Origin of the sequence: Rahnella ecdela (genome assembly GCF_019049625.1) — a bacterium.
Classification (GTDB): domain Bacteria; phylum Pseudomonadota; class Gammaproteobacteria; order Enterobacterales; family Enterobacteriaceae; genus Rahnella; species Rahnella ecdela.
The window spans coordinates 189,338-212,266 of record NZ_JAFMOY010000130.1; the positions used below are offsets into that span (position 1 = coordinate 189,338).

General features: G+C 49.9%; 21 protein-coding genes and 1 pseudogene. 15 read left to right on the plus strand and 7 right to left on the minus strand.

What is annotated here, in order from left to right; translation table 11 throughout:
* Nucleotides 1-39 precede the first annotated feature (39 nt).
* Nucleotides 40-207 carry a YhfL family protein gene (locus J1784_RS17820; RefSeq protein WP_120509890.1) on the minus strand — a complete coding sequence of 56 codons (168 nt, stop codon included), beginning with the start codon at nucleotides 205-207 and terminating at the stop codon, nucleotides 40-42.
* Nucleotides 208-620: 413 nt separating this feature from the next.
* On the opposite strand from J1784_RS17820, the gene J1784_RS17825 reads away from it, so the two are divergent.
* The 4 genes from J1784_RS17825 (at nucleotide 621) to J1784_RS17840 (ending at nucleotide 4,210) form a co-directional block, all read left to right on the plus strand.
* Nucleotides 621-2,219: a tannase/feruloyl esterase family alpha/beta hydrolase gene (locus J1784_RS17825; protein WP_217150313.1), complete on the plus strand. Its 1,599-nt coding sequence runs from the start codon at nucleotides 621-623 to the stop codon at nucleotides 2,217-2,219.
* A gap of 143 nt (nucleotides 2,220-2,362) precedes the next feature.
* Nucleotides 2,363-2,980: a TetR family transcriptional regulator gene (locus J1784_RS17830; protein WP_120509891.1), complete on the plus strand. Its 618-nt coding sequence runs from the start codon at nucleotides 2,363-2,365 to the stop codon at nucleotides 2,978-2,980.
* A complete protein-coding gene (locus tag J1784_RS17835) occupies nucleotides 2,973-3,308 on the plus strand; it encodes an SMR family transporter (protein ID WP_120509892.1) in 336 nt (111 codons plus the stop codon). The genes J1784_RS17830 and J1784_RS17835 overlap by 8 nt, the downstream gene beginning before the upstream one ends.
* 35 nt (nucleotides 3,309-3,343) lie before the next feature.
* On the plus strand, nucleotides 3,344-4,210 hold the full coding sequence (locus J1784_RS17840; RefSeq protein WP_120509893.1) for a helix-turn-helix domain-containing protein: 867 nt from the start codon (nucleotides 3,344-3,346) through the stop codon (nucleotides 4,208-4,210).
* A gap of 103 nt (nucleotides 4,211-4,313) precedes the next feature.
* On the opposite strand, the gene tnpA is transcribed toward J1784_RS17840, so the two are convergent.
* The gene (gene tnpA / locus J1784_RS17845; protein ID WP_217150414.1) at nucleotides 4,314-4,739 is read right to left on the minus strand and encodes an IS200/IS605 family transposase; all 426 of its coding nucleotides are present in this window, start codon (nucleotides 4,737-4,739) and stop codon (nucleotides 4,314-4,316) included.
* A 57-nt stretch (nucleotides 4,740-4,796) separates the two neighbouring features.
* On the opposite strand from tnpA, the gene J1784_RS17850 reads away from it, so the two are divergent.
* The 5 genes from J1784_RS17850 to J1784_RS17870 all read left to right on the plus strand — a co-directional run bounded on the left by J1784_RS17850 (nucleotide 4,797) and on the right by J1784_RS17870 (nucleotide 9,721).
* Nucleotides 4,797-5,957 (plus strand): RNA-guided endonuclease InsQ/TnpB family protein, encoded by a 1,161-nt coding sequence (locus J1784_RS17850; protein ID WP_217150314.1) that lies wholly within the window; start codon nucleotides 4,797-4,799, stop codon nucleotides 5,955-5,957.
* A gap of 269 nt (nucleotides 5,958-6,226) precedes the next feature.
* Nucleotides 6,227-6,640, plus strand: coding sequence for a hypothetical protein (locus tag J1784_RS17855; protein WP_217150315.1), 414 nt, complete (start codon nucleotides 6,227-6,229; stop codon nucleotides 6,638-6,640).
* 159 nt (nucleotides 6,641-6,799) lie between these two features.
* Complete coding sequence (locus tag J1784_RS17860; RefSeq protein ID WP_120508862.1) at nucleotides 6,800-6,988, plus strand: hypothetical protein; 189 nt, start codon at nucleotides 6,800-6,802, stop codon at nucleotides 6,986-6,988.
* Nucleotides 6,989-7,595: 607 nt separating this feature from the next.
* A complete protein-coding gene (ompC, locus tag J1784_RS17865) occupies nucleotides 7,596-8,720 on the plus strand; it encodes a porin OmpC (protein ID WP_217150316.1) in 1,125 nt (374 codons plus the stop codon).
* A 515-nt stretch (nucleotides 8,721-9,235) separates the two neighbouring features.
* Entirely contained in the window at nucleotides 9,236-9,721 is a 486-nt protein-coding gene (locus J1784_RS17870) for an RrF2 family transcriptional regulator (RefSeq protein WP_120508860.1), read from the plus strand.
* A gap of 88 nt (nucleotides 9,722-9,809) precedes the next feature.
* On the opposite strand, the gene oqxB is transcribed toward J1784_RS17870, so the two are convergent.
* Nucleotides 9,810-12,962, minus strand: a complete 3,153-nt coding sequence (gene oqxB, locus J1784_RS17875; protein ID WP_217150317.1) for a multidrug efflux RND transporter permease subunit OqxB — start codon at nucleotides 12,960-12,962, stop codon at nucleotides 9,810-9,812.
* Nucleotides 12,963-12,978: 16 nt separating this feature from the next.
* Nucleotides 12,979-14,199, minus strand: coding sequence for an efflux RND transporter periplasmic adaptor subunit (locus J1784_RS17880; protein WP_420803981.1), 1,221 nt, complete (start codon nucleotides 14,197-14,199; stop codon nucleotides 12,979-12,981).
* A gap of 361 nt (nucleotides 14,200-14,560) precedes the next feature.
* Between J1784_RS17880 and J1784_RS17885 the strand changes: the two genes are divergently transcribed.
* The 3 genes from J1784_RS17885 (at nucleotide 14,561) to J1784_RS17895 (ending at nucleotide 16,758) form a co-directional block, all read left to right on the plus strand.
* Nucleotides 14,561-14,917, plus strand: coding sequence for a helix-turn-helix domain-containing protein (locus J1784_RS17885; protein WP_120508858.1), 357 nt, complete (start codon nucleotides 14,561-14,563; stop codon nucleotides 14,915-14,917).
* Between the two features lie 372 nt (nucleotides 14,918-15,289).
* Nucleotides 15,290-16,051 (plus strand): 2-dehydro-3-deoxy-D-gluconate 5-dehydrogenase KduD, encoded by a 762-nt coding sequence (gene kduD, locus J1784_RS17890; RefSeq protein WP_120508857.1) that lies wholly within the window; start codon nucleotides 15,290-15,292, stop codon nucleotides 16,049-16,051.
* A gap of 68 nt (nucleotides 16,052-16,119) precedes the next feature.
* Nucleotides 16,120-16,758, plus strand: a complete 639-nt coding sequence (locus J1784_RS17895; RefSeq protein ID WP_120508856.1) for an RpiB/LacA/LacB family sugar-phosphate isomerase — start codon at nucleotides 16,120-16,122, stop codon at nucleotides 16,756-16,758.
* A 59-nt stretch (nucleotides 16,759-16,817) separates the two neighbouring features.
* Here the strand turns inward: J1784_RS17895 and J1784_RS17900 are convergent, their stop codons facing one another.
* Together J1784_RS17900 and J1784_RS17905 are read right to left on the minus strand one after the other, a co-directional pair.
* On the minus strand, nucleotides 16,818-17,138 hold the full coding sequence (locus J1784_RS17900) for a cupin domain-containing protein (RefSeq protein ID WP_120508855.1): 321 nt from the start codon (nucleotides 17,136-17,138) through the stop codon (nucleotides 16,818-16,820).
* Nucleotides 17,139-17,141: 3 nt separating this feature from the next.
* Nucleotides 17,142-18,323, minus strand: coding sequence for an oligogalacturonate lyase family protein (locus tag J1784_RS17905; protein WP_217150318.1), 1,182 nt, complete (start codon nucleotides 18,321-18,323; stop codon nucleotides 17,142-17,144).
* A gap of 283 nt (nucleotides 18,324-18,606) precedes the next feature.
* On the opposite strand from J1784_RS17905, the gene proP reads away from it, so the two are divergent.
* The 3 genes from proP (at nucleotide 18,607) to J1784_RS17920 (ending at nucleotide 22,545) form a co-directional block, all read left to right on the plus strand.
* Nucleotides 18,607-20,109, plus strand: coding sequence for a glycine betaine/L-proline transporter ProP (gene proP, locus J1784_RS17910; protein ID WP_120508872.1), 1,503 nt, complete (start codon nucleotides 18,607-18,609; stop codon nucleotides 20,107-20,109).
* Between the two features lie 132 nt (nucleotides 20,110-20,241).
* The gene (amyA, locus tag J1784_RS17915; RefSeq protein WP_120132268.1) at nucleotides 20,242-21,723 is read left to right on the plus strand and encodes an alpha-amylase; all 1,482 of its coding nucleotides are present in this window, start codon (nucleotides 20,242-20,244) and stop codon (nucleotides 21,721-21,723) included.
* 216 nt (nucleotides 21,724-21,939) lie between these two features.
* Nucleotides 21,940-22,545, plus strand: a complete 606-nt coding sequence (locus J1784_RS17920) for a helix-turn-helix domain-containing protein (protein ID WP_217150319.1) — start codon at nucleotides 21,940-21,942, stop codon at nucleotides 22,543-22,545.
* A 75-nt stretch (nucleotides 22,546-22,620) separates the two neighbouring features.
* Here the strand turns inward: J1784_RS17920 and J1784_RS17925 are convergent.
* Nucleotides 22,621-22,779: pseudogene (locus J1784_RS17925) on the minus strand (class I fructose-bisphosphate aldolase); the annotation flags it as partial.
* Nucleotides 22,780-22,929 lie beyond the last annotated feature (150 nt).

The window sequence follows — 22,929 nt, forward strand, 5'->3', positions numbered from 1 at the left end:
GGACATAAATGCCCGGCTTTTATTTTGCTGAAGAGGAATTTATTTTTCAGCCGGACCACAACCACCAATCATTTTAGAAATAGAAATAGCAGGGTGCAGCAAATAGGTGTAATCACAATTTTTCTCTTTGTTATATACGCTGCCAGTACAACCGGAAAGAGTAGAAACCACCGCAGCCAGAACAAATAACTTGACTAAAGACTTCATATAAATTCCTTTTAAAATGAATAATTAAGATGAACTCACCCTGAACCGGGTAAGCGGCAGCAATATACCCCTAATGACCGGCCCGAGACAAATAAAAAGTTAAGTTTATAGTATTCACCATATCAATATTAAATTTCACAAAAACTCATTCATTCATTTCAGACATGATTCAATTTTGAATCATTATATAAATAAGGTTTTCAAAGGAACATATCCATTATTTCCGATCACACATGCGGTGATAATTCCGACCCGGTTAATTGTCTGCGTTAAATGATAAGGAGATCAGTCCGGTGACTGACGGCGATGACCGGTGACTGACGGCGATGACCGGTTCAGGTACACAGGGCTGTTTTCACCGATCATTTAATGACAAACTGACATTTTTACGCCAATGGGATGACAGCAGTCTGATGAAAGTGCGTTTTTATATTCTTTATTTTGCGTTGTGCCTGACAAACGTTGCCGTAGCATCCGCGGCGGGTTTCACCGAAGCGCAATGCGTAGCCCTGAAAAATACCCGCATCGGGGCCGCCAGAATTGGTTTGCCCACCCGCGGCGCAGTCGTCACCAATGTCGCGATGGCGGGGCATGCTGGTAATCCACACTGCAAGATCGAAGGGCAGATTAAGCCTGTAGATTTAAAAGCCCCCGACATTAATTTTCAGCTTTACCTGCCTGTTAACTGGAACGGTAAAGCGCTGCAACTGGGGGGAAGCGGATTTGACGGTGCAGTTAAAGACGCCGATACCGCCAGACTGGCGCCTGCGACAACTCCGGGGGCACTGAAACAAGGCTATGCGACATTTGGCAGCGATTCCGGCCATCAGGGCGGCGTATCCGATGCGTCTTTTACGCTCAATGAAGAGGCGTGGGAAAACTTTGCCGGTGCTCAGATAAAGAAAACTCACGATGTCGCCGTTGCACTTATTACGCAGGCTTACGGTAAAAAACCTTCACGCCTGTATTTTCAGGGGAATTCTCAGGGCGGACACGAAGCCCTTGCCGCAATCCAGCGCTTTCCGCTCGACTACGACGGCGCAATAGCTATTCATCCGGTGTACAACGTCGTGGAATTGCATCTGGCTGGGATCCGTATCGGGCAGGCCATATACAACACGCCGGGCGCGTGGATTTCACCGGCAAAAGCGGCGCTGATTGCCAATGCGGTCAACGGTGCCTGTGACAAACTCGACGGGCTGGCTGACGGCGTGGTTGCCAATCCTGATGCCTGCAGCGCGACATTTAACATAGCGCATCTGCGCTGTTCGCAGGGCAAAGATACCGGTGCAAACTGTCTTTCAGACACGCAAATCGCGCTGGTCGGGATGCTGGATAAGCCCGTGCCGCTTGGGATAACACTATCCACCGGTGATCACTTTGCACCCTGGCCCATATTACGCGGTGCAGATGCTTCCGCGCTGGTTAGCGTATTTGGATCCGGCGCAGACAAACCAAAACCTGAAGCCTCGAATATCATTATTTCCTTTCCTTATATGATGGGGGATCAGGCCGTCCGCTATGAAGTGATGCGTGACGCGGATTATGACTCGCTGGAATTCGATCCTGCCGCTCATCAGGCACGATTGAAAGAACTGGCCGCGCAAGTAGATAACGCTGATGCGAACATCCGCGCATTTGTGCAGCATGGTGGAAAATTACTGATGATGCACGGCACGGCCGACATGGCGGTTCCGCCGGGCAATACCGTGGCGTATTACGAAAAACTCAAAGCCGAGTTTGGCGAAAAAGAACTCCGCCAGTTTGCCCGGTTCTATCTGGCTCCGGGATTCACTCACAGCAGCGGGACTTTTCGCGCGAGCTGGGATTCACTCGGCACGCTGGATAAATGGGTTGATCATGGGATCCCTCCCGGACAGCAGGTCATGATTGATGTCAACAAAGCGACAGCAGGCCGTGAAATGCCCTTGTGCGATTACCCGTTGTATCCGAAATATAACGGGCAGGGTGACGTAAGGTCGGCCTCCAGTTTTATTTGTACTGATAAATAAATGACAGTTCATTCACCAGCCTTATAACCTATTTCTGTACACCTATATAAAACCACAGGTGAATGAACGTTCTCAAAAATTCTTGAACATCCGTCCAAGTCTTGGCATTATCCGTATCTGCCTACTCTGCTTCGGATTTTTCAGTGGTCTACCTGTGTAAAGAAGCCCGCCGCAATACCATTCTGGAAGCGGCTGCGCGCATTGCGCGCCGTGAAGGCCTGGCCGCGACCACCGTGCGCCGGGTCGCCCAAGAAGCCGGTGCGGCAACCGGTCAGGTTCATCATCATTTTTCCAGTGCCGCTCAGTTGCGGGCGCAGGCCTATACGCAGGTGATGAAAATTCTCAAAGCCCAGCTGGAAGAAAAGTCTCTGACTCTGACGGCTCGCCAACGGCTAAATCTGTTGCTGGTTGACCCGCAAGACGAAGAGTCCTTGATGGCCATCCCGCTATGGCATGAAGCCATGTTGCTGACTGAACAGGAGCCGCTGATGAAAGCTGCATTTGCGCATTCAGTGGCTGACTGGCACGAGCTGGTATCTGATGCTATCCGCTTCGGCAGACAAAAAGGAGAGTTTGTGCCGGGCGAATCGCCTGAACATATTTCCTGGCGACTGATTGGGCTGAGCAGCAGTATGGACGCAATGTCACGACTCGAAACCCTCGGACTCAGCGCAACCTGCGCGCAATACAACCTCGGCCGCGCCATTGAAAATGAGCTATATGCTCAGAATTCATGCAGCAAGGAAACATCAGATGTTTAAAACATATTTGCTTCTCGGGCTGGCTATCGTGGCCGAAGTTATTGCAACCAGCAGCCTGAAAAGTTCGGAAGGATTCACCCGTTTATGGCCAAGCGTTGTCACGTTGCTGGGCTACACGATCGCCATCTTCTTATTGTCTCTGACTTTGAAAACCCTGCCGACCGGTATTGCTTATGCCATCTGGTCTGGTGTCGGTATTGTTCTGGTCTCTGCTATTGGTTGGTATGGTTACGGACAAAAGCTGGATACTCCGGCGATTATTGGCCTCGGGCTAATCATCGCAGGCGTCATCGTAGTGAACGTGTTTTCAAAATCTATTGCGCACTAATGAGCGCAATTTTAAAGCAGCACAGGGAGTTCATTTTGCAGAGCGAACAAAAACCTGATTTTCACGATGACCTGATCAAAGAGTTACTCTACTGGATCGAAATCAACTTAAGTGATCGTCTGACCATGGAAAAAGCTTCGAAAAAAACCGGCTATTCTCCGTGGTATCTTCAGCGTTTGTTTAAAAGTAAAACGGGTTACGCACTGGGCAAATACATCCGTGATCGCCGTCTGACCATGGCGGCAATCGCGTTACGTCTTACCAATATGCCAATCCTCGATATTTCGTTGTATTACTCTTATGACTCGCAGCAAACATTCACCCGTTCATTCAAAAAGAATTTCGCAGAAACACCGGGAATGTATCGTCGCAATGCGTCATGGACAATGAACGGGATCACGGCCCCCCTGACCGTCGATGAGTTTCCTCAACCTAAATATGAAATTGTCGATTTGCCGGAGATGGCGTTCGATGGGGAAACTGTCGTCCATTCGTATCCGATAGAAGCGCTGTTCAACAGTAAAAACCACGTTCACCGCGCCGGATTACTGCGCTATCTGGAAACGCCGGAATCACTGCTGGCACCTGTCTGGGGGCTTTCAGATTGCCGACCTGATACAGGGGATGAAGTCGCCAATGCCTTGCAGATGGAATACACCGTGGCGCATCAAGTCAACAGGAGTGACAGCCATACGATTCTGGTACCTGCCAGCCGGTATCTGAAGATCAACTATCCTTACGATCTCAGCCGGTTGAATGATTTTATCCTGTATCTGTATTCGGTATTTTTACCGACGCTGGGTCTGGAGTTCATCATGCAACCCGATCTCGAAAAGTATTCGCGTGAATCCGCGCTTAACGGCGTCACCTGCGAATACTATATTCCGCTGGCGCAGCTCTGAGTAAACTGGCAAGGGCTTAGCAGAGTGGTATTTAGCATTTGCCCCGTAAACCCTCGCCCAGTCTGAACTGACCCCATAAAGTTGGACGGGGATATAAGGGGTGCTAATCAGGGGTTTTCTGCGATTCAACATACGCTTTCAGTGTTTCAATTGTTGCTCCGCCAGCGCTACAGGCAAAGTAGGAACGTGACCAGAGCACTCCGGCATTACTTTGTTTGCAAAGATGGGTATTTAAAATTCTGACATAACGACTGCTGGTTGATTTAAGGTTATTAACCAGCACGCTGATAGCCAGTTTGGGCGGGTATGCAACCAGGATGTGAACGTGATCCGCTTCGCCATCCATTTCTAAAATCTCAACCTCAAGCGACTCAGCCGCTGATTTAAATGCCTCTCTGATCTGGTCAATCATCGCACCATCGAGCAATCGGCGGCGATATTTTGTCGTAAAGATTAAATGCACGACCAGTTTACTGACTGAATGACGACGGCGAAGATACCCCGCCAACTCATCGCTATGCACACTCACTTGAAAAATACCCATTAAAATAACATAATTCAATGATATTACAGGTGAGCGGCTAAAATGAAAAGGGCAACCAAAGTACGTATTTACCCGGACGGCGAGCAGGCGGTATTTTTAAATGCCCAGTTCGGCGCTGTGCGTTTTGCATACAATAAAGCTCTGCATATCTGCCGTCATATGTACCAACGCCACGGCGTATCTGTCAGCATTAAGCGCGACTTAAAGCCTTTACTGGCTGTGGGCAAAAAGTCGCGCCGCTATAGTTGGCTGAAAGAATATGACTCACTGGCATTGCAGCAGGCCGTAATTAACCTCGATACAGCGTTTGGGAATTTTTTCAAGAAACGTGCTCACTTCCCCACTTTCAAGAGTAAACACGGCAAGCAATCGAGCTACCACCCGAACGGTAAGGTGTTAACTGACGCTATCCAACTCCCTAAAATGAAACCCGTCAGGGCAAACATTCACAGGGAGATAGTCGGAAAGGTTTCCAGTATTACGTTCAGTCGCAATGCGACGGGCAAATACTTTGCCTCAATTCTGTGCGACGACGGACAGGAAGCGCCAGAAAAGCCGAGCGTTATTACCTGTGTAACCGGCTACGATATGGGGTTATCGCACTACCTGATCCCCTCAAGCGGCGATAAAGTAAATAACCCCCGGCACCTGATAAACGCGAGTCGTAACCTGCGGCGCAAACAGAAGGCACTATCCCGGAAAAAACGGGGTAGCGCTAACCGTAGTAAGGCGCGTTTACGGCTGGCCGCAGTACATGAGCGGGTAGCTAATGCCCGCGCTGATTTTCAGCACAAACTCTCTCGTGCAATTGTTGACGAAAACCAAGCGGTAATTGTAGAGACGCTAAAATCAGCAAATATGATGAAGAGCCCCTGTCTCGCTCGTGCTATTGGTGACGCAGCCTGGCAGGGTTTCATTATGAAAGTGGAATATAAAGCCGCAGCCGAAGGTGTTCATCTGGTCAAGCTAAATCAATGGTTTGCCAGTTCGAAAACCTGTCATTGTTGCGGTCACAAAATGGCTGTTATGCCGCTACATAAACGCATATGGCAATGCCCTACCTGTAATACTGAACATGACCGAGACATAAACGCGGCGATGAACATACAGAATAAAGGCATAACAGAACTTATGGCGGCGGGACTCGTCGTTACTGCCCATCGAGGCCAGTGTAAGTCCGTCATAAAGGCGGTTGCAGCCTAAGAAGTGGGAAGCCACGCCGTTTACGGCGGGGAGCAGTCACACATACCACTATCCTCTATGTATTCGGTATCTTTTCAGGTGCTGCGCGCAAGGCACGGTCTGACCGACCCGTTCCCCTTACGTGAGCTACTTACTGGTTTACGCCTGCGTGCGGGGATGTGCAATTGTTAGCCACGGTCATTAACTCATAGAATTCAAATAGGTAGCAACGTACATTTACGCAAATAATTCAGAAACGTACTGAAATGGAAAATACCCGGGATAGAAAGATGAGCCATACAGATGTCATTGCTTTTCGCGAGCGCCTGAGCGCGCTTGTTAGCTCGTTACAAATTGCACCACAGGTCGCAGAAAATCAGGTGATTGACCGGATGGCGTTAAACTTTCGGAAACTGCTTAACTTTTTTGCAGAGGATGTTGCACGCACAGAGCAGGCCTTTTTGTTACCACCGCAGGCACAGGAAACGCAGCGATTATTATGTGACCTGATGGCTGAGAATCTGGTAGTCAGTCAGCGAAATAAACTGTTTCGTGAAGATATTTCAGCCGTGCTGATGGCGCAGTGTTTTACCGGCATTCTAGTGCAGCTGGCACAGACGCCCGGTGATCCGAAAGTGCGTCATGAGAACAGTCTTGCCTGCGCCAAACTGTTCTGTGAAGGCGTCTGGCCCGGAAAGTGTTAGTTCAAAACCTCATAAAGAAAGCATAAATCGTTGGTTCTGTTTGCAGAAAGAAAAGGGTTAACTGAGTTCATTCCAGCAGAAGATACTGTCTGCTACGAGTCTGAAAAGCTTGTTCCAAAAAAGCTTTAAACAGAAAGCCGTGAATAACCGGAGGCCTGTATGTCAACGACTGCACAAAAATCTGAACACCGCTCGTTATGGCAGCGCATTACTCAACGTAATCCGCGCAACCACACTGAAGAAATGGCGCAGGACACATCGCGTCTGCTGGAAAGTTTTCTGGCAACGGGTTGTCTGTACGGTATCGATGTGGGGAACAGTGACCCGGCCTGGTTTCGCCGCTCCTGATCGCTACACACGCTTAATGCGCTTCAGCTACTGGAACGAGCTGTGCGACTAACATTACTTTCTCCTGATAGTGCTTGTTGTACCCTCAATAGCGGGTGTTGTGATTGTGCCTGGCACAGTGTCAGCTTCCGTTATGAAGGTTGTTGTGGAAAGTCTCTCTGACCTCGTCGTAGAAATTTTAGTTCTCTCTCAATTGTTGAGCCCATAACTTTCGCCGGTTATGGGTTTTTTTATGCAAAAAAAAGCCCCGCAGACAGGCGGGGCGAAAAAATTAAAGCCGCTAACAGGGGTCACGGCATGACTCGTGTAAATAAAACCAAGGAAGGGTAAATTGAATTCCGGTGATAATGCCAGGATCCGGAAATTAAATTATCACAATAATTTGTCTCGCGATAAATATAAATTTTATATGTATTTTAATTTGATATTCACGATAGGTATTAAAATACCACACTGAAATAATTAGCAATAAATAATAAACACAAAAAGGATAATTTATCTTCTGAACCACGGAACTATATAGGTAGTATTAATACGAGCTCAGACCCATTGATAATGTATATATAAAAAATTTAAACATTCAATTAAATGATAAAGGAATGACGTCATGAAATTAAAAGCACTGGCCCTTATTATTCCAGCATTACTGGTAGCAGGCGCTGCTCATTCAGCAGAAGTTTATAACAAAGACGGCAATAAACTGGATCTGTACGGTAAAGTGGATGGCTTACATTATTTTTCTGATGACGCTGGCAAAGATGGCGATCAGACTTATATCCGTGTTGGCTTCAAAGGTGAAACCCAAATTACTGACCAGCTGACCGGTTACGGTCAATGGGAATACAACGTTCAGGCAAACGGTTCAGAAAACAGCGGTACCAGTGGCAATGCAACTCGTCTGGGCTTTGCAGGTCTGAAATTCGGCGACTACGGTTCATTCGATTACGGTCGTAACTATGGCGTAGTGTACGACGTTGAAGCCTGGACCGACATGCTGCCAGAGTTCGGTGGCGACAGCTACACTACTGCTGATAACTTCATGGTTGGCCGTACCAATGGCGTAGCGACTTACCGCAACTCCGACTTCTTCGGTGAAGTGAAAGGTCTAAACTTTGCACTGCAATATCAGGGGGCTAATGACGGTAACGTGAGCGGCGAAGGCACCAATAACAGCGGCACTCACGGTGTTCGTAATCAAAATGGTGACGGTTATGCCTTGTCTACTACTTATGACTTCGGCATGGGCGTTAGCGTAGGGGGTGCCTATGCATCATCCGACCGTACTAATGACCAAATTAATTACACTAACGCAGATGGCGATAAAGCCGACGTCTGGACTCTTGGTGCAAAATATGATGCGAACAATGTCTATTTAGCGACCATGTATTCTGAAACCCGTAATATGACTGCTTACGGTGATGGTTCTAACGTTGCAAATAAAACTCAGAACTTTGAAGTTACCGCACAATACCAGTTCGATTTCGGTCTGCGCCCTGAAGTTTCTTACCTGCAATCTAAAGGTAAGGACCTGAACGAAAACACCAGCCGTGCAGATAATGATCACGATCTGGTTAAATATGTTTCTGTTGGTGCAACCTACAGCTTCAACAAAAATATGTCCACTTACGTTGATTACAAAATCAACCTGCTGGACAACGATGAAGATTTCTACAAAGACAACGGTATTTCTACCGATGACATCGTAGCAGTGGGTCTGGTTTACCAGTTCTAATTACCCGACTTAAAACCGGCAACAACAATATTAAAGCCCATCTCCGGATGGGTTTTTTATATATTTCAAATTAATTGTCGACAGCTTGTTAAGATTATATTGGAAATATTAATCGTTTTTTCCTGCCAGACGAAGTGTCTGACCGAACACGGCAAAGACCACAAGCTTCAAATGGGTACTAACGATCGGTTTTTGCTGATTGATCGTTTTAACCGTTCGATGAATGTCATGTTATATTTTGGTTAAGTAATGGATGCTGTTTTCGTTTAAAAACCCGGCAATTCCTTGCCTGATCCTGCTGCGTTTTCTTACAAGCGCTTGAATTTAAAGAGGTGAAAAGGGGATTGACTGAGGGTTGATTTTTAAGCGATTTGTGCTCTACATGATTGAAATCTATTGATAAATCACATGTACAATCCGCAGGGTTTTTGTTATATTATTGACCAGATCACGGACAGGTTAATTCCTCTGTGATACGGTGTTTTACCTAAGACTTGGTTTCTCAGGACAATGACATGTTAGATTATCGCTTTCCGACAGCTATGCAGATGGTGTTTTGTATCGCTCAGTCCCAAAAGGCTGATCAGCGCTGCACCAGTGCGATTTTAGCAACGGGTCTGGAAGCCAACTCCAGTTTTATCCGCAAGCTGATGGTGCCGCTGACGCAACACGGCATTATCGTTTCCACCCTTGGCCGCACCGGCTCGATCACACTTGGTCGTCCCGCAGAAGAAATTTCCCTGCGTGATATTTATTGCGCGGTGATAGAAGACAAGCGCCTGTGGGCCGCTCGTCCTGATGTTCCTGCCCGTTGTGTTGTCAGCGCCAATGCGTGTACGTATTTCAAAAATATCGTCAACGAAGCAGAAGAAGCCTCTTTTCAGGTTCTGGCGCGCCACACGGTCGCAGATGCTTTGGCGGAATTCGAGCGCGGTGGCAAATACAAATGCACCAAGGACTTAGCAGCGGAATACGCAGACAGTTCGCTCTGCTCTAAATAGCGTTCAGCCAGTTTTTATTAGACATCTCAGAAAAAGCACATAAAAAAGCCGGGATAATCTCCCGGCTTTTTGCATTCTGATTTTCAGATCACACTGTTTGTGTTTCCAGTACCGCTTTCTTACGGGTCACTAGCTTACGCAGTGCCACATAGAATACCGGCGTCAGGAACAGACCGAACAGCGTCACACCCAGCATTCCGGAGAACACGGTGATACCGGTAACGCCTCGCACTTCTGCACCAGCCCCGTGCCCCAGAATAAGCGGGATAGTCCCTGCAATAAACGCAATCGAGGTCATCACGATAGGGCGCAGACGCAGACGACAGGCCTCCAGAGCCGACTCAATTATCCCTTTACCCTGCATTTCAAGCTCACGGGCGAATTCGACAATAAGAATCGCGTTCTTACAGGCCAGTCCCATCAGCACCACCAGTCCGACCTGCACGAAGACGTTGTTATCGCCACCGGTCAGCCACACGCCAAACAACGCAGACAGCATGGTCATCGGAACAATCAGAATGACCGCCAGCGGCAGTGTCCAGCTTTCATACAAAGCCGCCAGCACCAGGAACGCCAGCAATACCGACATCGGGAACACAATCAGCGCCGCGTTGCCCTGCGTGGACTGCTGATAACTCAGATCCGTCCATTCGATATTCATCCCGTTCGGCAGCAGGTTTTTAGACATCGCGGTCAGCTCCGTCATCGCCTGCGCAGAAGACAACACGCGCGGATCAGCGTCACCAATCAGGTCGGCCGCAGGGTAACCGTTATAGCGGATCACCGGATCAGGCCCGTATGTGGTCGTGATATTCAGCATGCTGCCAATCGGCACCATTTCGCCTTTATCGTTACGCGTACGCAGATTGGCGATATCTTCAACGCTGTCACGGAACTGGCCATCGGCCTGCGCCATCACTTTCCAGGTACGGCCAAAACGGTTGAAGTCATTGATATACGACGAACCGAGATACACCTGCAATGTGCTGAACAGGTCGTCAAGCGACACCCCCTGAGCTTTGGCCTTATCGCGGTCGATATGCGCGTCAAGCTGAGGTACGTTGGCCTGATAAGACGAGATCGGATAACCCATGCCAGGCGTTTGCATAATCGCACCGGACATCGTGTTGATCGCTGTCTGTAATGCACCATAACCCAGACCTGCACGATCCTGCACATACAGGGAATAGCCGGAACCCTGACCCAATCCGAGAATTGGCGGTGGCATAATCGAGAAGGCAAAGCCTTCCTGAATCTGCGAGATCTTGGCGTTGATTTCAGCGTTAATCTCCGCCGCGGTACGGGTACGTTCGCTCAGGGGTTTGAGCGCGAAGAACACCGTGCCGGTATTTGGCGTATTGGTGAACTGCAACGCATTCAGGCCGGGAAACGCAACCGCATCAATCACACCGTCGGTGCTCAGTCCCATCGCGCTGATTTTGCGGATCACCGCATCCGTACGCGACAGCGAAGCCCCTTCAGGCATCTTCACACCGGCGATCAGATACAATTTATCCTGCGTCGGGATAAAACCACCCGGCACCGCTTTGAACATAAACGCCGCTGCACATAACAGCAGAACATAGACACCGAATACGGCACCACGACGCCCCAGCGTTTTCGATACCGCACTCTGATAACGATGTGAGCTGGCATTAAAGAACCGGTTGAACGGACGGAAAATCCAGCCAAACAGACGGTCGATTAAGCGCGATGGCATATCTTTTGGCGCACCATGCGCTTTCAGCAACAGCGCCGCCAGCGCAGGGGAGAGCGTCAGTGAGTTGATGGCAGAAATCACGGTAGAAATCGCGATAGTCACCGCAAACTGCTTGTAGAACTGGCCGGTTACGCCGGAGAGAAACGCCATCGGCACAAACACCGCACACAGCACCAGCGCAATCGCAATGATGGGGCCGGAAACTTCCCGCATCGCCTGATGCGCCGCTTCTCTCGGTGCCAGCCCTTCTTCGATATTTCGCTCGACGTTTTCTACCACCACAATGGCGTCATCGACGACTATCCCTATCGCCAGCACCAGTCCGAACAAGCTGAGGGTATTGAGCGAGAATCCGAGCAAATACAGAATACTGAACGTCCCGATAACCGAAATCGGTACCGCCAGCAGCGGGATAATCGACGCACGCCAGGTTTGCAGGAACAAAATAACAACCAGCACCACCAGCACCACGGCTTCAAGCAGCGTATGAACCACGGCACTGATCGAATCACGCACAAACACCGTCGGGTCATACGGCGCACGCCAGGTCATGCCTTCCGGGAAGCGGGTAGCCAGCTCAGTCATCTTGGCGCGCACAGCGTCTGACAAATCAATGGCGTTAGCGCCCGGTGACTGGAAGATACCAATACCCACGGCATCTTTATTGTTCAGCTGTGAACGCAGCGCATAACTGCCGGATCCCATTTCGATACGTGCGACATCCCGCAGACGGACAATTTCACCATTATCACCGCTTTTCAGGATGATTTTGCCGAACTCGTCTTCGTCTTTCAGACGTCCCTGGGCATTGATGGACAGCAGATAATCGCTGTCTTTTGGCATCGGTTCTGCGCCAAGCTGACCGGCAGAAACCTGCACGTTCTGCTCCTGCATGGCTTTCACCACGTCGGAAGCGGTCAGACCACGAGCCGCAACTTTGTTCGGATCAAGCCAGACGCGCATAGCATATTCGCCAGCACCAAAAATCTGGATCTGCCCGACACCCGGCAAACGCGCCAGCTCGTCTTTGACTTTAAGCGTGGCGTAGTTGCTCAGATACAGCGAATCATACTTGCCGGAAGGGGAAACCAGGTGCACCACCAACGTTAACGTCGGCGATTGCTTCTGAGTGGTTACCCCCTGACGGCGCACATCTTCCGGAAGACGCGCTTCGGCCTGCGCCACACGGTTTTGCACCTGCACCTGCGCCTGATCCGGATCGGTGCCCGGACGGAAAGTCACCGTTGTCACCAGTACGCCATCAGAACCGGCGACAGATTTCATGTACACCATATTTTCGACGCCGTTGATGGCTTCTTCCAGCGGCGTCGCCACGGTTTCAGCGATCACTTTCGGGTTGGCACCCGGATATTCGGCGCGTACCTGCACGCTTGGCGGCACGACATTAGGATATTCACTGACCGGCAGCAGCGGGATCGCAATGGCGCCGGTAACCAAAATCAAAATCGACAAAACAGCCGCAAATATAGGCCGGTCGATGAAAAAACGGGAAAAGTCCATGAGTCAGGATTCTCTTTTATTGAACGGCAGTAGGAGAAGGAGCGGCGACATTGGCGGCCATGCTGACGGTTTTGGCATTCACCGGCATTCCCGGCATAAAGACTTTCTGCACGCCATCAATGATCACGCGGTCACCGGCTTCCAGGCCTTTTTGCACAATGCGCAAACCGCCAGACATCCTGCCGACTTCCACATCTCTGCGCTGGGCTTTACCGTCTTTATCGACCACATACACAAACTTGCGATCCTGATCGGTCAGCACCGCTTTATCATCAACCAGCATGGCGCTGAATTGCGCACTGCCCGGCATCTGAACGCGGGCGAACAATCCCGGCGTGAAAGTGCGGTCGCGATTATCGAGCAGGGCGCGCATACGGATGGTGCCGGTACCGGAATTGAGCTGGTTATCGGTGAAATCCACCACGCCCTGATGCGGATAACCGTTTTCGCCGACTAATCCCACGTGAACCGGCAGGCGATTCTGCGGGTTATCATTGAATTTGCCTTCGCGGGCCAGCGCCTGATAACGCAGGAAAGTGCCTTCATCGACGTCGAAATAGACATACACCGTGTCGAGCGAAACCAGCGTCGTCAGCACACTGGCACTGTCACCGGCGGTCACCAGATTTCCTGATGTGATCATCGCACGGCTGGCGCGGCCATCAATAGGCGAAATCACGCGGGTGAAATCAAGATTCAGCTGCGCCATATCCAGCTGTGCCTGAGCGGCCAGTACATCAGACTGCGCCTGAGATGCCGCCGAACGTCGCTGCTCGGCGATTTCTTTCGATACTGCCTGTGTGCCCATCAGTGCTTCGGTACGCCCGGATTCACTTCTCGCCAGGCTGGCCTGATTACGTGCACGAACCAGTTCTGCCTGAGCTTGCTCTTGTGCGGCGCGGTAAGTGCGGTCATCAATGGTGAATAACACTTGACCCTTTTTCACTTCCTGACCTTCCTGATAATTCACCTTATCAATGTAACCGGACACCCGTGGGCGCAGTTGTACACTTTGCACCGCTTCCACACGTCCGTTGAATGCATCCCACTGGCTTATCGATTTAATCAAAACATCTGCGGCACTGACCTGCGGGGCAGGAGGAGCCGAATTTTGTGCAACGCTGTTATCACACCCGGCAAGCAGGGCAACCATCAGCGCGATCCCTGAAAGGCGCAACGTCAAATGCGAGCCACCGGAGCGGCCGCGTGCAACAACCTGTGTTTTTTGCAGGTTCATCATTATTTTTATTTCCAGTGAGTAAGTGCTGTCAGGCAATACACCGGCCTGTCCGCCGGGTAACGTCCTTTGCCTGATCTGACTTTTTTGGGACTTGTGCCGTTCATCAGCACAATTATGTATCAAATACTGATACAATTGATTCGAGAGGATTGTAGGGATGCGCCTACTAAAGTGCAAGAATTACTGTTACACTTTCTGTGCTATTTTACAGAACGTTTACTTCGGGGTGGGAGACTATCCGGTAATGGAAAATTAAATGCAATAGTAAAACTTGCATTTAACCTAAAACTAGGTCAGTTTATAAAAAGACGAGTCGCCCTCGGGGCGCACAAACAAAAAAATAAGCAGGAGATGGCCCATGAGAACCGAGGATTTCATTCACGATCTGATCGACTGGATCGATCACAATCTGGAAGAGCGACTGGATATTAAAACCGTTGCCAAACGTGCAGGCTATTCACGCTGGTATCTTCAGCGGATGTTCAAAGAGCACACCGGTTTACCGATGGGTGAGTACATTCGTGAGAAAAAACTGAAGAAATCCGCGGATATGCTGGCCAGCAGCGGCGAACCGATTGTCAGCGTGGCGATTTCGCTGGGATTTGACTCACAACAGTCTTTCACCCGCAGTTTTAAACGTCAGTTTGGTCAGACACCGGGTGACTGGCGCCGCGGCCTGAATATGGCCACAGAATGTCAGGGCTGCCTGCACTAAAAACACTTCCGCTTATCCCGTAAGCGTGTACCGCTGGCCCGGCTTCCTGCCGGGCAGTGAACTCTGTTAAATCCCCGTCCCATATTCTCTCTTTGTCTTTCCCACAACCTTTTCGTTGCGACTTCTTCGGCATTTCCCCCTCATTTTATGACGTGTTTTTCAGGCATCCGCACAGCGGTATTCCTCAGGACGTGATCAACCCAACAAAAAACAACACCGAAGTTTATATAAATTGAAATGATGTTTCATTTTGTTGAGTTGAACAACGTTTCTCGCTAAACTCCTTCTATGACTCAGGCGCCGGGCAAAGCCCGACAACCAAAAATCCTACGGAAAAGCGCATTCGCCTCCGTTTTATGAAAAGGAAACATCATGATTCTGGATAATTTTTCTCTGAAGGGAAAAGTCGCGGTAGTCACCGGCTGCGATACCGGTTTAGGGCAGGGCATGGCCATTGGTCTGGCTGAAGCAGGCTGTGATATTGTCGGCATCAACATTGTTGAACCCGCTGAAACCATCGAGCGCGTCGGCGCGACAGGACGTCGTTTCCTGAGCCTGACCGCGGATCTCAGCGATACCAAAGTTATCCCCGCGCTGCTCGAACGCGCCGTGGCAGAAATGGGGCATATCGATATTCTGGTCAATAACGCCGGGATCATCCGCCGTGAAGACGCCATTGAGTTCAGCGAAAAGAACTGGGATGACGTCATGAACCTGAACATCAAATCGGTGTTCTTCATGGCTCAGGCGGTGGCAAAACAATTTATCGCGCAGGGCACCGGCGGCAAAATCATTAACATTGCGTCAATGCTTTCTTATCAGGGCGGTATCCGTGTCCCTTCTTACACCGCATCAAAAAGTGCCGTGATGGGCGTCACCCGCCTGCTGGCGAATGAATGGGCGAAACACAATATCAACGTGAACGCCATTGCGCCGGGATACATGGCCACCAACAACACCCAGCAACTTCGTGCCGATGAAGCGCGCAGCGAAGAAATTCTGGGCCGCATCCCTGCCGGTCGCTGGGGCTTGCCATCCGATCTGATGGGGCCGGTTGTGTTCCTGTCTTCTCCGGCATCCGACTATATTAATGGCTACACAATTGCCGTTGACGGCGGCTGGCTGGCGCGTTAATCACGCCAAATTTTGCTGAATAATCACCGACAGCAGCGTGTAAAACCGCTGCCCAAAGAGGAAATCTCATGAAAATTGCATTGATGATGGAAAACAGTCAGGCCGCGAAAAACGCGATTATCCTGAAAGAGTTGAACGCGGTAGCATCTGAGAAAGAATATCCGGTGTACAACGTGGGCATGTCTGATGAGCAGGATCATCACCTGACTTACATCCATCTGGGCATCATGGCCAGCATTCTGCTCAACTCCAAAGCGGTTGATTTTGTTGTCGCAGGCTGCGGCACCGGGCAGGGCGCGCTGATGTCGCTGAATATTCATCCGGGCGTTAACTGCGGTTACTGCATTGATCCGGCGGATGCTTTCCTGTTCGCGCAGATCAACAACGGCAACGCATTATCACTGCCATTCGCCAAAGGTTTCGGCTGGGGCGCAGAACTCAACGTGCGATTCATCTTCGAGAAAGCCTTTACCGGCGAGAAAGGCCAGGGCTATCCGGCAGATCGTAAAGAACCTCAGGTGCGCAATGCCGGTATCCTGAATCAGGTGAAAGCCGCCGTAGTGAAAGAAAACTACCTGGATACGCTGCGTGCTATCGATCCTGAACTGGTGAAAACCGCTGTGACCGGTGAACGTTTCCAGAAATGTTTCTTCGAGAACTGCCAGAACAAAGAAATCGAAAACTTCGTGCGTGAAATCCTCGCGTAAGATTTCGTTTTCAGACGACAAAAAAACCGGTGCTCATGTGGCACCGGTTTTTTTATGGGTTAAAGGAAATCCTGCCGTTGTGGGGTGAAGGTATCCAGCAACACCCCTTTTTCCAGACATACGCAGCCGTGCATGATGTACGGCTTTTTATACAGTGTATCGCCCGCGCTCACTTCGTGAGTTTCCTCACCGATAGTAAATTTAAAGCGACCGGACAGCACATACGTCAGTTGCTCATGCACATGGTTATGCATCGGCCCGACCGCGCCTTCCTCAAAATACACTTCAACAGCCATCATGCTGCCGTCATGCGCCAGAACACGACGGCTTACACCGTCGCCCAAATCCTGTAAGGGGATCTCTTTTTTAAATACAAACATCGGTTAGTCCTTTCTTAACGAGCTGAGCAGCGCATCCGGAATTTCTGCCAGATACAACGCAGGCAGACCTTCATAATCAGTGGTAAACAACACGTGACGATCGTCGGGTGAGAAAGAAGGGTGCGGATGTGTCACCTGACGGTCGCCATCGAGCACGCGCCATGAGCTGTTATGTGCAGCAAGCGGGGCATGCCGGCGGGTACGGGCATCAAAAATATACAGCCACGGATCGTTTTCAATCGTATGACTGGCGGTATCTTTCACATCTACCGGCGTACCGGAACCGTCGCCGACCAGCAGTGTCCCGTTTTCATTGCTCATCAGATGCGAACACGCGGGCATGGTCATCAGACAAATATCTTCACCGGTTTGCGGATCAAAGCAGCGGATATGTCGGTCATGCTGGCCCTTCAGGTAAGACACATACATCAGCGCGGAGCCGTCCGGCACCCAGAATTCATGCGTGCAGCTTTCACCCGGCGCATGTTCTTTCACCTTGCGCACATCGCTGCCGTCTTCATTCACCAGCCACATGCGCGCATCCACCAGGTCGTGCGGACCTTCATGGCAAAACGCGACGGTATTGTCGTCAAATGGCCGGTAAATCGGGTGTCCGAGCCATTCATTTTTTTCATGTATTACGCGCGATTTGCCGTTGATCAGATCCACGCGCAGCAGGCGGCAGTGCGGATTACTGTGATAAAACTCCTGGAAAATCTTCCAGTCAGATAACGGCGTCCAGTCTTCACGACTGATTTCAATACCCACCAGACTGGTGCATTCGCTGTTCGCCACCCATGTGCCGTATCCGACCCAATCTTCCGGCACCGTATAAACGGTTTTTTCGCTGAAATCAGCCAGTTTTACCCGCTGCAAACTACGCTCATTTTTCACGTAATACAGGAACTGATCGTCCGGAGAAAGGAAGCCGCCGAAGGTGTTGTCACCTTTTCCTTCAGTCAGCTGAACCGCCTTCTGCGTTTTCAGATCCAGCAGATAGTAATTGCGGTTGCCCTCAAATTCACCGGCAAACAACAGCTTAGCGCCGTTGCGGGTAAAACATTTCTGATAGAAATAGTTACGGTGGCAAAGCACATCGGGCGGCGTCAGACGCGTTACGCATGCGCCGGTTTGTGCGTCCTGAACGGTGTGGAAATTGAATTGAATCTGAGAACCTTTCGCCATGATTCACCTCATAAGTGGCAATAAAATCAGCCGTGTTTAGGCTTCCCTTTATTAATTGAAATGCAATTTCATTAAATTGAAAACACATTACCACTTACGGATGTTTACTGGCGGCGGCGGCTGCCAAAAATGCAACATTGATCACATTTTTCCCTTCTGTAAAAAACATTCTATAATGTCATAGTTTCGTAAATAACATTTGATACCCAATATTGATTAAGGGTACTGAACTAATACCTCACGCTTTACACAGTGAAGTTATGTAATAAAAGGGATGTACATGATTAGATTGAGAAAGAAACGCGTTAAACCGATGCATATCAACGACATTACTATCATTGACGATTCCAAGCTCAAGAAGGCTATCACCGCCGCTGCGTTAGGTAACGCGATGGAATGGTTCGACTTCGGTGTGTATGGTTTTGTCGCTTTCGCACTGGGTCAGGTGTTCTTCCCGGGCGCTGATCCGGGCATTCAGATGATTGCCGCTCTGGCGACCTTCTCCGTTCCATTCCTCGTCAGGCCTCTGGGCGGCCTGTTCTTTGGCGCGTTAGGCGATAAGTTTGGCCGTCAGAAAGTGTTATCCGTCACCATCATTATTATGTCGGTCAGTACCTTCTGTATCGGTCTGATCCCCGGTTACGCCACTATCGGTATCTGGGCGCCGATTTTGCTGTTACTGGCCAAACTGGCGCAGGGCTTCTCGGTCGGGGGCGAATATACCGGCGCAGCAATTTTCGTCGCGGAATACTCGCCTGACAGAAAACGTGGCTTCCTTGGCAGCTGGCTGGACTTCGGCTCTATCGCCGGTTTTATCCTCGGCGCGGGCGTGGTTGTCCTGATTTCCAGCATTGTCGGTGAGACCAACTTCCTCGAATGGGGCTGGCGTATACCGTTCTTCATCGCCGCACCGCTGGGCCTGATCGGTATCTACCTGCGCCATGCGCTGGAAGAAACGCCGACATTCCAGCAGCACGTCGATAAAATCGACAGCGATTCCCGTAAAGACATTGCCGAGCCGCCGAAAGTCTCTTTCCGTGAAATTCTGACCAAGCAATGGAAACCGCTGATCGTTTGCGTCGGGATGGTCATCGCCACGAACGTCACTTACTACATGTTGCTGACGTACATGCCGAGCTACCTGTCGCACAGCCTGCATTATTCTGAAGACCACGGTGTGCTGATCATCATCGCGATTATGGTCGGTATGCTGTTCGTTCAGCCGTTCATGGGCTTGCTGAGTGACCGCTTTGGTCGTAAACCCTTTGTGATCATTGGCAGTATCGGCCTGTTTATCCTGGCGATCCCGTGCTTTATTCTGATTAACAGCGGTGTGGTCGGGCTTATCTTCGCCGGGCTTCTGATCCTCGCGGTACTGCTTAACTGCTTCATCGGCGTCATGGCCTCAACGTTACCGGCAATGTTCCCGACGCATATCCGCTACAGCGCGCTGGCGATTGCGTTTAACATCTCCGTGCTGATCGCCGGTCTGACACCGACTATCGCCGCCTGGCTGGTAGAAGCCACCGGTAACCTGTATATGCCTGCTTACTACCTGATGGTCGTGGCAATCATCGGACTGGTCACCGGTATCTTCATGAAAGAAACCGCCAACAGACCGCTGAAAGGCGCGACACCTGCCGCTTCAGATCGTGCAGAAGCGAAAGAAATTCTTCAGGAACATCACGACAATATCGAACAAAAAATCGAAGATATTGATGCGCAGATTGTTGAACTTGAAGCCAAAAGAAAGAACCTGATTGCGCAGCATCCTGATATCGACTGACCATAATCCCGCGTAATCTCAAGCCGGTCACTTCGCTGACCGGCTTTTTTTGCCTCTTTTTCCACCTGTTACCGCATTTTTCCCGTTCCTGCTCCATACTTCATTTCCCGGTCATGTGAATGGAAATCCTGTATGCAGAATCCTACGTTGTTTCAGTTCTTCCACTGGTATTACCCGGACGGCGGCCAGCTCTGGCCGGAAATTGCCGAAAAGGCCGAATGGCTGGCACAAACCGGCATCACTGCCGCCTGGCTACCCCCTGCGTATAAAGGGGATTCCGGCGGGTATTCGGTCGGTTATGACACTTACGATTTATTTGATTTGGGTGAGTTTGAGCAGAAAGGAACGCGCGCAACAAAATATGGCGATAAAGAGGGCTTACTGGCCGCCATCAACGCGCTGAAATCTCAGGGACTGGGCGTGATCCTCGACGTGGTGCTCAACCATAAAATGGGTGCGGATGAGAAAGAGCGCGTGCAGGTGAACCGCGTCAATATCGACAATCGTGAAGAAATCAGTGACGACATCATTGAGGCCGATGCCTGGACGCGTTTTATCTTCGCTGCCCGCAACGGTCAGTATTCAAAATTCGTCTGGGATTATCACTGCTTCAGCGGCGTCGATCACATCGAAAATCCTGATGAGCAGGGCATCTTCAAAATCATCAACGACTACACCGGCGGCGGCTGGAACGATCAGGTCGATGACGAATTCGGTAACTATGATTACCTGATGGGCGCCAACGTCGATTTTCGCAACAACGCGGTCAGCGAGGAACTCAAATACTGGGCACGCTGGATGCTGGAACAAACCGGCTGCACCGGATTCCGCCTTGATGCGGTCAAACACATTCCGGCGTGGTTCTACAAGGACTGGATTGACCACGTCCAGAACGTGGCACAAGATCCAATTTATATCGTGGCGGAATACTGGTCGCATGATGTTCCGACGCTGCAAAATTACATTGAGCAGGTCGAAGGTAAAACCATGCTTTTTGATGCGCCATTGCAGCTGAACTTCCATCACGCATCAAAGCAGGGCGCGGATTACAATCTGAGCCAGATTTTTGACAATACGCTGGTGGCAGCCGACCCCGCGCACGCCGTCACGCTGGTGGCTAACCATGACACCCAGCCGTTGCAGTCACTGGAAGCGCCCATTGAACCCTGGTTCAAACCGCTGGCCTATTCGCTGATCCTGCTTCGCGAACAGGGCGTACCAATAGTCTTTTATCCGGACTTATGCGGTGCGAGTTACGAAGATGCAGGCGATGACGGTAACAGTTACACCATCGACATGCCGGTGATCCCGGGGCTGGAAACCTTAATCAAAGCACGGCAAACTCATGCATGGGGCGTTCAGATCGATTATTTTGATCACCCGAACTGTCTGGCGTTCAGCCGCAGCGGAACCGCGGAACATCCGGGCTGCGTGGTTGTGATGTCAAACGGCGAAGCGGGCGAAAAAACTATCGAACTGGGCGATAACTTCGGGCACAAAAAATGGCATGACCTGCTGGATAACCGCCAAGAGTGTGTCGAAACTGACGAAAAAGGTTCCGCCGTATTCTTTTGTGCAGCAGGCAGTGTCAGCGTCTGGGTGCTGACGGAGTAGGTCGCAGCATGGTAAAAACCAAAGGCCAGCACTCAGGGCCTTTGATTCTCGGATTAAAAACCACGAAGTAATGAAGATCTTAAAAGCAAACAGGTTTTTAGTGTAAAAGTAGACCCGAAAAAATTTTGAATATCACCATTAAGTTAGTAATATCAGCCACAAGCCTGCAGGAGGATAACAGGCACCATTAATTATTTTAATAAGCTGAAGCCTGTCATGTTAAATATTTTTTTTGATGACCCGAATGTGGCATATCGTTACGGCATGGAAATTTTTCTGATGCAGATATTTTCTCTCGAAAAGAAAATACCCGTACAGATCTCTGATCTGACTGAAGACAATATTTCTGCTGCGAACATTATCGTTAAAAGATTCAGTGCCGGTGAAAGTACTCTCTGCCAACCTCTATTTCAGCAGCGTAATTCGCACAGTCTGATTATTGCAGTATACGATTCCCGCACAGTGCCTTTCGTTTCAGACTTACCTTTATGCATTACTAATATTATTTTTGTTAACCGCAAGAGTTCACTGGACAGCATCAGAAAACGGGTGTTAACAGGCTGGGCAAACCACACAACAGGTACACCTGACCAGCTGCCACGTGACTGTGCCAACTGCCGGCAACCCAGGTTATCTGCCAGGGAGTCCAGCGTCGCCTCGCTATTTCACGCAGGTAATGATGTCGTACACATTGCCAGAGAATTGCAAATGGCAGAGAAATCTGTCAGCGTACACAAAAGAAATATCATGAAAAAGTTCAGTCTTAAATCGAATTCTGAATTAATCAGCTGCCTGAAATTAATCAAAAACAAAACATTCTGAACCGACATAAAAAAGCCGGAAGGTGACTCCCGACTCGCACACTTATTCAGCTAAACTAATATTTCTAAAATAACATCAGACAATAGTGACTTTCTTGTCCAGACAGACATCCTGCACGGCATTAATTAATGCCACACCGCCAGAATTAATTAAACCCGCGCGCCCCCTATAACAGTTTGCCAGCTGATAACGCCCCCGAACGATAGGATGTTCGGTCGTCAGTTTGGTGTACACGCTGAGCAGTGAATGAAATTTACTGACCCCATACTTATCGTCCGCTTACCGGCAATTTGTGTAACAACGTTTGCGGAATTGCGTGCGGAATCTGTATTTCCGTTTAAGCAAATTTCAGTGGAAAAGGGGAAGGGGACGCCAGCGAAACAC

What these genes read in the sequence shown, in the direction of transcription:
- J1784_RS17820 (WP_120509890.1), bottom strand. Translation starts at nt 207, where the DNA reads ATGAAGTCTTTAGTCAAGTTATTTGTTCTGGCTGCGGTGGTTTCTACT.
- J1784_RS17825 (WP_217150313.1), top strand. Translation starts at nt 621, where the DNA reads ATGAAAGTGCGTTTTTATATTCTTTATTTTGCGTTGTGCCTGACAAAC.
- J1784_RS17835 (WP_120509892.1), top strand. Translation starts at nt 2,973, where the DNA reads ATGTTTAAAACATATTTGCTTCTCGGGCTGGCTATCGTGGCCGAAGTT.
- J1784_RS17850 (WP_217150314.1), top strand. Translation starts at nt 4,797, where the DNA reads ATGAAAAGGGCAACCAAAGTACGTATTTACCCGGACGGCGAGCAGGCG.
- J1784_RS17855 (WP_217150315.1), top strand. Translation starts at nt 6,227, where the DNA reads ATGAGCCATACAGATGTCATTGCTTTTCGCGAGCGCCTGAGCGCGCTT.
- J1784_RS17860 (WP_120508862.1), top strand. Translation starts at nt 6,800, where the DNA reads ATGTCAACGACTGCACAAAAATCTGAACACCGCTCGTTATGGCAGCGC.
- ompC (WP_217150316.1), top strand. Translation starts at nt 7,596, where the DNA reads ATGAAATTAAAAGCACTGGCCCTTATTATTCCAGCATTACTGGTAGCA.
- J1784_RS17870 (WP_120508860.1), top strand. Translation starts at nt 9,236, where the DNA reads ATGTTAGATTATCGCTTTCCGACAGCTATGCAGATGGTGTTTTGTATC.
- oqxB (WP_217150317.1), bottom strand. Translation starts at nt 12,962, where the DNA reads ATGGACTTTTCCCGTTTTTTCATCGACCGGCCTATATTTGCGGCTGTT.
- J1784_RS17880 (WP_420803981.1), bottom strand. Translation starts at nt 14,199, where the DNA reads ATGAACCTGCAAAAAACACAGGTTGTTGCACGCGGCCGCTCCGGTGGC.
- J1784_RS17885 (WP_120508858.1), top strand. Translation starts at nt 14,561, where the DNA reads ATGAGAACCGAGGATTTCATTCACGATCTGATCGACTGGATCGATCAC.
- kduD (WP_120508857.1), top strand. Translation starts at nt 15,290, where the DNA reads ATGATTCTGGATAATTTTTCTCTGAAGGGAAAAGTCGCGGTAGTCACC.
- J1784_RS17895 (WP_120508856.1), top strand. Translation starts at nt 16,120, where the DNA reads ATGAAAATTGCATTGATGATGGAAAACAGTCAGGCCGCGAAAAACGCG.
- J1784_RS17900 (WP_120508855.1), bottom strand. Translation starts at nt 17,138, where the DNA reads ATGTTTGTATTTAAAAAAGAGATCCCCTTACAGGATTTGGGCGACGGT.
- J1784_RS17905 (WP_217150318.1), bottom strand. Translation starts at nt 18,323, where the DNA reads ATGGCGAAAGGTTCTCAGATTCAATTCAATTTCCACACCGTTCAGGAC.
- amyA (WP_120132268.1), top strand. Translation starts at nt 20,242, where the DNA reads ATGCAGAATCCTACGTTGTTTCAGTTCTTCCACTGGTATTACCCGGAC.
- J1784_RS17920 (WP_217150319.1), top strand. Translation starts at nt 21,940, where the DNA reads ATGTTAAATATTTTTTTTGATGACCCGAATGTGGCATATCGTTACGGC.